Origin of the sequence: uncultured Chitinophaga sp. (assembly GCF_937874145.1) — a bacterium.
Classification (GTDB): Bacteria; Bacteroidota; Bacteroidia; order Chitinophagales; family Chitinophagaceae; genus Chitinophaga.
This window is the reverse complement of sequence record NZ_CALNBI010000353.1, coordinates 1-7839: the sequence shown is the minus strand read 5'-3', so window position 1 is coordinate 7839 and position 7839 is coordinate 1. Positions and strand designations below refer to the sequence as shown.

Annotated in this window: 4 protein-coding genes; all 4 read right to left on the bottom strand. The window is 56.4% G+C overall.

Features of this window, described 5'->3' with window-relative positions; translation table 11 throughout:
• Nucleotides 1–1613, bottom strand: a 1613-nt coding sequence (locus Q0510_RS17205) for a TIM-barrel domain-containing protein (protein ID WP_298714613.1), incomplete at its 3' end; no start/stop codon positions are given.
• A gap of 88 nt (nt 1614–1701) precedes the next feature.
• Complete coding sequence (locus tag Q0510_RS17200) at nt 1702–3252, bottom strand: RagB/SusD family nutrient uptake outer membrane protein (RefSeq protein WP_298714610.1); 1551 nt, start codon at nt 3250–3252, stop codon at nt 1702–1704.
• Between the two features lie 30 nt (nt 3253–3282).
• Nucleotides 3283–6234: a SusC/RagA family TonB-linked outer membrane protein gene (locus tag Q0510_RS17195; protein WP_298714607.1), complete on the bottom strand. Its 2952-nt coding sequence runs from the start codon at nt 6232–6234 to the stop codon at nt 3283–3285.
• Between the two features lie 225 nt (nt 6235–6459).
• A partial coding sequence (locus Q0510_RS17190; RefSeq protein ID WP_298714604.1) for a DUF6377 domain-containing protein occupies nt 6460–7839 on the bottom strand: 1380 nt, incomplete at its 5' end.

Sequence of the window (7839 nt, the reverse complement as noted above, 5' to 3'; positions counted from 1 at the left end):
TGGCTGCGGCAATACGGCATAAACGATCCCAGCTGGATCCAGCGGGCGTAGAGCTCGGGCGATCCGTTGCCGGTGAATCCGCCGATGTCCATCCCGGAAAACGCCACGCCGCTGAGGCCCAGGCTGTTCATCAGGCGGACGCCCAGCAGCATGTGATCGTCTTCCGCGCGGTTGTCGCCCGTCCAGATGGCGGTGTAGCGCTGCAGGCCGGCGTAGCCGGCGCGGGTCAGGAGGAAAGGCCGGCGGCCCTGCATGGATTCGCGCGCGCCTTCGTAGCTCGCGCGCACCATGGCCAGTCCATATACATTGTGCGCCTGGCGGTGAGTGGCCGTTCTTCCTTCAAAATCAAACAGCACATTGTCCGGCATGTTCTGCCCCCAGGTAGCGATTTCATTCATATCATTCCACAATCCATCTACTCCCGCATTCGTAAAACTTTTCACCTGCTCCTTCCACCAGCCGCGGCCTTTCGGGCCGGTGAAGTCCGGGAAGTGGCACCAGCCGGGCCATACCTGGCCGGTGTAGTATTGTCCATCGGAGTATTTGATGAAAATGTCTTCCTTCTTGCCGCTTTCGTAGGCATGATAACCGTCTTCGGTTTTGATTCCCGGGTCTACGATCACCGTGGTCCGGAAGCCCAGTTTCCGCAGGCGGGCGTTCATGCCGGCGGGGTCAGGGAAACGCTGCCGGTTCCAGGTGAAAAGTTTGTAGGCGTCCATGTAATGGATATCGAGCGTGATGCCGTCGGCCGGGATTTGCTTTTCCCGCATCGTCTGTGCGATCCGCATCACTTCCGCTTCTGGATAGTAGCTGTAACGGTTCTGCTGATATCCGAGGCTCCACAGCGGCGGCAACTGCATGCGGCCGGTGAGCCAGGTGTAAGCGGTGATGATGCCGGAAACTTCGGGGTGATGGATGAAATAGTAATTCATTTCGCCGCTGTTGGCGGAGAAGGAGGCAAACCGGTTGTTGCTGGCGCCGAAGTTGAAATTCGTGCGGTAGCTGTTGTCCAAGAACAAACCGTAGCTCTTCCCGTGATGGATGCCGATATAGAACGGAATGGTGGCGTAGATGGGGTCCTGGTTGACGGTATACCCGAACGCATCGGTGTTCCAGTTGGTGTAGGAACTGCCACGGCGGTCGAGGTTGCCGGTTTTTTCGCCCAGCCCGATGAAGCGTTCGCCGTCCTGCATGGTTTTGTAGGCGGTCACTTCTTCACCGATCCACGATGTGTTTAAACCAGGCTCGTCGGCCAGGAGTACTTCCCCGTTTTTGGTGAGGAAAGTGATGGAGAAGGGCTTCTTGCCGATGCGCGCCACCAGCGAATCCGTTTCCAGCCGGATCTCATCGGCGGTTTGGGTGATACTGGGTGAAAAATTCTTCGGTGTGGCGACCACGGCGTAAGAGAAATCCTTTTCCAGTTCTTTCCTGTCCATCCGCACCCGCACCACATTGTGCGACCATGCCGTTATTTCCGCACGGGCATTGGCGGCGGTAATGCGGATGGTTTGTCCGCTAATCTTCACACCGGTTACATTTCCGGGTGTAACTACCTGCTGCGCCGCCGTGGTGGTGGATACCAGGAGGCACCATCCAATTAATCTGCCGATCATATATTGCCGAATTTTTTGCAAAAAGAATCCAGCAGAGAGCGGCGGTACCGCCCTCTGCCTGGATATTTTCCTGTTCAGTCTTTAAAAACTAATATCCCGGATTCTGTTTCAGGTTGGGGTTAACGGCCAGATCGTTTACGGGTATGGGGAACAGGAGATTCCGGGGATCGTCGTTGGGTTTCAGGTCCCAGGGCTCGAGGAATTTCCCGAAGCGGATGAGATCCTGCCTGCGCCAACCTTCCCAATACATTTCACGGCCGCGCTCGTCGAGCAGGTTGTCGAGTGTAAGGGCCGCCAAAGGCGTAGCGCCGCGTTTCACGCGCAGCTGGTTCACCACCAGCAATCCCGCCCCGGCGGCGTTGGTGCGCAGCTGGGCTTCGGCTTTCATGAGCATCACATCGGCCAGGCGGAAGAATACCCAGTCGTTGCTGGCGTTGTTGCTGTTGTGCCCGCCGTCGGTCACCATATCGGGCGGATATTTCACCACGCGGATGCCTTTGATCTCGAGATCCGTACCGGCTTCCTGGAGCTTCAGGTCGCGGGTGAAGGCGAGGTTGTTGCCTTTACGGTCTTTCAGCGCCACGCCGTCTTTATTGAATTGCTGCCCGATGAGGAAACCTACGCGGGTGCCGGTCACGTCCGTCACGCCGTCATAAGCCATACCACGGCGCGTGTCCGTGGCTTCGAACAGGTCATAGAATTCGCCGGTGGTTGCGAAACCGTTCCAGCCGCTGGGCATCTGGTGGTAGTGCAAAGTGGGCGCCCAATGGCAGAAAGCAGCGTTGCCGCCGCGGATGGTGCTCAGCCCGGGGCCGTTCTGCTGCGTGAAAATATTCTCCGTACCGATCACGTCGTTGTTGTACGCGAGGTTGTCAAAATAATTATTGGCGAGCGAATAGCGGCCGGAGCCGATCACTTCATTGGCCAGCGTGATCACCTGTTGCATGTCTGCCGCGTCGAACGTGGGATTCTGGCGGTTGAGGAATGCGCCCTTGTTGAGGTAGCATTTCATCAGCAGCGTTCTGGCCGCGTCTTTATTGGCCGTCCAGGCTTTTACGGAACCGGAGCGCTCGGGCAGGTCGGGAATGATGGCGGTGAGCTCGGCGATGATGAACTCAATGGCTTCCGCGGCCGGTTTCACTTTGGGTGCAAGAAGCAGGTTTTCATTCGGCTCGCGGTAAGGCACCTGTCCCCATCCGTCGAGCGTGGCGAACATGCTGAGCGCGCGGATGAAACGTGCTTCCGCCGCCTGTTGCTTGGAAGGCTGGAAGTTGAGGACATTAGTGGCGGAGAACTGCAACAGCAGCAGGTTCGTGAAGGTATTCTGGATGGTGCCGTGCTCGGGCGTCCAGGTGTGGAGCTTGAGTGAACGCCAGGCGCCGTTATCGTCCCAGTCGCCACCGCGCGTAGGCGCCACCGCTTCGTCGGAAGGCATTTCCTGCAGGGCCCAGAAGTTCGACTGGTCCTGGAAAGGCAGCTGCATATCGTTGTAGGCGTTGATGAGCAGCGAATTCACTTTGATCACTTTTTCGGCTTCGGACCGCACCAGGGTGGAGCCCAGTTTTTCGTCCAGCTTCGTGCACGCGCCAAAGGCGATGCCGGACAATGCGAGGATGGATAGTTTTTTATGAAGATGCATGATAATCTGTTTTAATGAACTGGAACTGGATTAGAAGGAAACGCCTACGCTGAGCATGATGCTGCGCGCCGTGGGGTACGGGATGTACTCGATACCGAAGGAGTTCACGCCGTTCACGCTTTTGTCGGTGTTCACTTCCGGATCGAATCCGGTGTATTTCGTGATCACGAACAGGTTCTGCCCGGTGAGCGAAAGGTTCAGGTTCCTGAAGCTTTTGCCGATATCACCAAAGGAATAGCTCACGGTGGCGTTGGTCAGTTTCAGGAAGTTGCCGTTTTCGAGGTAACGGGTAGACGTAGCGATCGGGTTCGCGGTGCTTTCGTTGTTGCCCATCAGCTCCTTCGCGATGTTGCGCGACGACAGGTTATTCACCGGCAGTACGGTATTGGCGGTGTTGTTGTACAGCTTGTGGCCGAAAGCCCCGTTGAAGTTCACCGCGAAATACCACTTCTTCACATTGAGGTCGGTGGTGATGCCCAGGAGCGTGCGGGGATTGGGATCGCCGCTGTAATGCATCTTGTCGGCGCCGCCTTCGTATTCGCTGATGCCGTCTTTATTCAATCCCGTCCATTTTCTCAGGTAAAACACGTTCAGCGGGTAGCCGTTGGCGAAGCGCTGCACGGTAGCCCCTGTCACACCCTGACCGCTGATCGCGCCGGTCAGCACATCCGGACCTTCATAATTCTGCAGTTCGTTCTTCATGAAGGCTGCGTTCACGCCGAGGTTCCAGAGCAAGTTCTTCCCGCGGATGATTTCACCGCGCAGCGCCAGTTCCACCCCTTTGTTGAGGATTTCGCCGGGCATGTTGCGCCATACGTTGGCGGCCGGGCCGGGGCCCGTGGCGATAAAATTGAACAGCAGGTCAGAGGTTTTCTTGTTGAAGTAATCGACGCTGCCGGAAATCCTGCTATCGAGAATGGCGAAGTCGATGCCGGCGTTCAGCTGCGCGGATTTCTCCCATTTCAGGTCGGGGTTGGCTGCGTTCACCTGGCGGGAGCTGCCGCCGCCGCTCAGGAGGAATTGCTCCTGCGCCGCGCCTGCCGGGAATTCCTGGTTCCCGGTGATGCCCCAGCCCGCGCGGATCGCCAGCTGCTGGATGAAACCGTTGCCTTTCAGGAAATCTTCTTCCGACAAATTCCATTTCGCCGCAAACGACGGGAAATACCCGTAGCGGTTGTTCTTCCCGAACTTGTTGGAGCCGTCGGCGCGCATGGTGGCGGTGAGCAGGTATTTGTCCTGCAGGTTGGCCGTCACCCTTCCGAACACGGATTGCAGTTCGGATTTGGGTTGCACGTTGGCGGACATGAAGGTATTGCTCTGCATGGGGTCTTGCAGGATGCTGGTGTACGGCAGCGCGTCGGTGCTGAAGCCCAGCGCGCCCAGGTCGGTAGTCCTGTATTGGAAATCCTGGTATTCATACCCAACCACCGCGCCGAGATGGAAGGCGTTGGTGATCTGCTTATTGAAGTTCAGGGTGTGGGAGTACAGTTTGGTAAGCAGCTCGGCGTTGCCATAGTAGGCCTGGCCAAGGTCTTTCACCCCATTAATATTGATCCACGACTGGATTTGCGTTCGGCGGATACCGTTCTGGCGGTTAATCGAGAAGAGGAAGCGGTACTCCAGGTCGTCGGTGATCTTGAAATACGGGGAGATGTTCCCGAGAAGGTAATTGATATCGGCTTTATCGTCCCAGGCTTCGGACATGGCCAGCGGGTTGACGGCGCTGTTGTTGCCGAGGATGGTGAAGCTGCCGTCGGGTTGGCGCATGTTGAGCGTGGGGTTCCACTGGAGGGCCTGGCCGATGAGCGAGCCGGTGAAACCGGCGTTATTGGAGATAGGGGCCATGGTTTCCACGGTTTGAGCGGCCATGAGGGAGAAATCGAGCCCCAGGCGGCGGCTTTCGAGGAATTTGAACTGGCCGGTGAGGTTACCGGTGTATTTCTTCAGCCCGGATTTGAGGACGATGCCCTGTTGGTCCATCAATCCGAAGGCGGCGCGGTAGCGTGCATTTTCGGAACCGCCGCTGATGCCCACGTTGAAGTTGTGGGTAACGCCGGTGCGGAGGATGGAATTGAGGCCTTCGGCCGTTCCGCCGCCGTCGCCTTCCGCGAAATTGTAGTTTTTGATGGTTTGACGGAATTCTTCGGGACTGAGCACTTCCAGTTTTTTCATGGCGTTGCTGACGCCCACGGAGTAATTGAAGTCCAGTTTGGCGGGGCCTTCCTGGCCTTTTTTGGTGGTGATGATGATGACGCCGTTGGAGCCGCGGGAGCCGTAGATGGCGGTGGCGGAGGCGTCTTTCAGCACGTCCATGGAGGCGATATCGAAGGAGTTGACGAAGTTGAGGGGGTTGGCGGTGGGCGTCTGGCCGATGCCGTTGGCGTTGATTTCGGGGCGGGCCACGCGGCCGTCGAGGGGCACGCCGTCGATTACGTAGAGCGGCTGGTTGCCCGAGCGAACGGACGATACCCCGCGGATGCGGACGGTGGCCGCGGCGCCGGGGGCGCCGGAGTTGTTGACGATCATGAGGCCGGCCACTTTGCCCTGGATGAGCTGGTCAGGGGCGGCCACGATGCCTTTATTGAAGTCTTTGGCTTTCAGCGAGGTAACGGCGCCGGTGAGGTCTTTTTTCCGGGTGGTGCCGTAGCCGACTACCACCACGTCGGTAAGGGTGGAGCTTTCGAGCTTGAGGACAACGTTTACCTGGGAGGAATTGGCGATGCTGACGTCCTGGGGGGCGTAGCCGATGAAGGACACGACCAGGGTCTGGGTTTTGTCGGGGACGTTCAGTTTGAAGGCGCCGGTGGCGTCGGAGACGGTCCCGATATTGGTGCCTTTGGCCTGGACGCTGGCCCCGGGGATGGGTTCTCCTTTTTCGTCGCTAATCTTGCCGGAAACTGGTTTTGTCTGGGCTAACGCTGCCTGGGATAGTATCAGGAGCGGACAAATCAGTAACGCGCTGAGCAGTCGCATTTTGATCATAACGTAGTGTTTAAAGAATTACAGAGATGGTTTTTACCGGTGGAATTGAATGAACGTGAAATCCATTTTGGTTGAACGGTTCAAAGTAAGCGGGTTCGATCCTCGTGGCAAACTATTATCACCTGAGTATAGAAATTAAAGGCGGATTAACGGGTTCTCTGAATTTTAAGAATATGGTTTACAACAGATTAACAATATATATAAATATAGATAATATTAACTGATTCAGATCTTGATCTGGAGGATCCGGTCTTCAAATTCGTCGTTTGGGACGATGGATTTGTTCCGGATGCGGGTTTTATAGGCGTAAATGGTGTTGACGGAATATTCGAGGATGCGGGCGATTTTTTCGTTTTCTGAGATACCGATGCGGATGAGGGCGTAGATGCGGAGGTCGGTATTGAGGAGTTCGTTGTCTTTGAGGCGGATCTGGTCTTCTTCCCGGAAGAAGGAGTTGAATTCGGCGACGAAGTTGGGGAAGATGCGGAGGAAGATGCGGTCGAAGTTGTGGAAGAGCTCTTCGCGTTCCTGTTTGATATTTATATTATTGACGATATAGCGGATATCGCCGTGTTTGTGGTCGGCCAGTTTGGTTTCGACCTGGTTTTTGAGTTTTTCGATTTTTTCGATGTAGGCGGAGGCGATGTGGAAGCAGTAGCCGATGTATTCTTCTTTGATCCGGTTGGATTCGATGAGTTTTTCGTTGATTTCCTGCTGGCGGCGGTGGGCCTGGGTGATAATTTCCTTGGCGGCTTTGAGGCGGCGGATTTGTTTGAAGATGATGAAGGTGAGGAGGATGAGGGCGAGGACGAGGAAGGTGGCGATGGCGGAATAGACCACCAGGCGGTTTTTCTCGTTTTCGACGGCGTTGTACCTTTCTCCTTCGATCATGGGTAGGATGGCGCTCACCTGGACTTTCCGCTGTCGGGCGCCGTAGAAGGTGGCGTCTTGCACGGCGCGTTCGATGTACCGGGAGGCGTTTTTGATGTCGCCGGTCTGGAACAGCAGTGAGGCGAGGTTGAAGGCGGCGGTGGTTTCTTTGACGGAGCCGCGGGTGTCGGCCATGGCTGACTGGGCGAACATGGCGATGGCGGAGTCGTATTGTTTCCGGAAGACGTATATGGAGCCGAGGTTGGCCTTGATCATGGCTTGCTGGTGCCAGGAGAGGTTGGGCAGGGCCATGGTGCGGTGGAGGTAGTGGAGCGCGGAGTCGAGGCGGTTTTCTTTGAAATATTTATACCCGAGGCAGGAGAGTCGTTCGAAATGGTTTTCGGGGTAATAGGCGGCGGCGGAGTCGGTATAGATGCTTGCCTGGCGGAGATATTGCGGGGAGTAATACCAGTCGTTGACGTAATCGGCGAGGTCGTAGTAATATCTCCGGATGAGGACGTAATATTCTGCCCGCATGGTATCGGGGAGAGCGGGGGCGCGGAGGGAGTCGAGAACGCTGGCGGTTTCGCGGAACATGCCGGACGAGAGGAGGATGAAACCGAGTTTGATATCGGCGTATGCGGCGCGTTGGGGGTCGTTCATGCCCGCGGCGATTTTTTTGAGTTGGAGGGCGTATGAGAATGCGGTGTCGTAATTGAAGGATTTGTATTCATT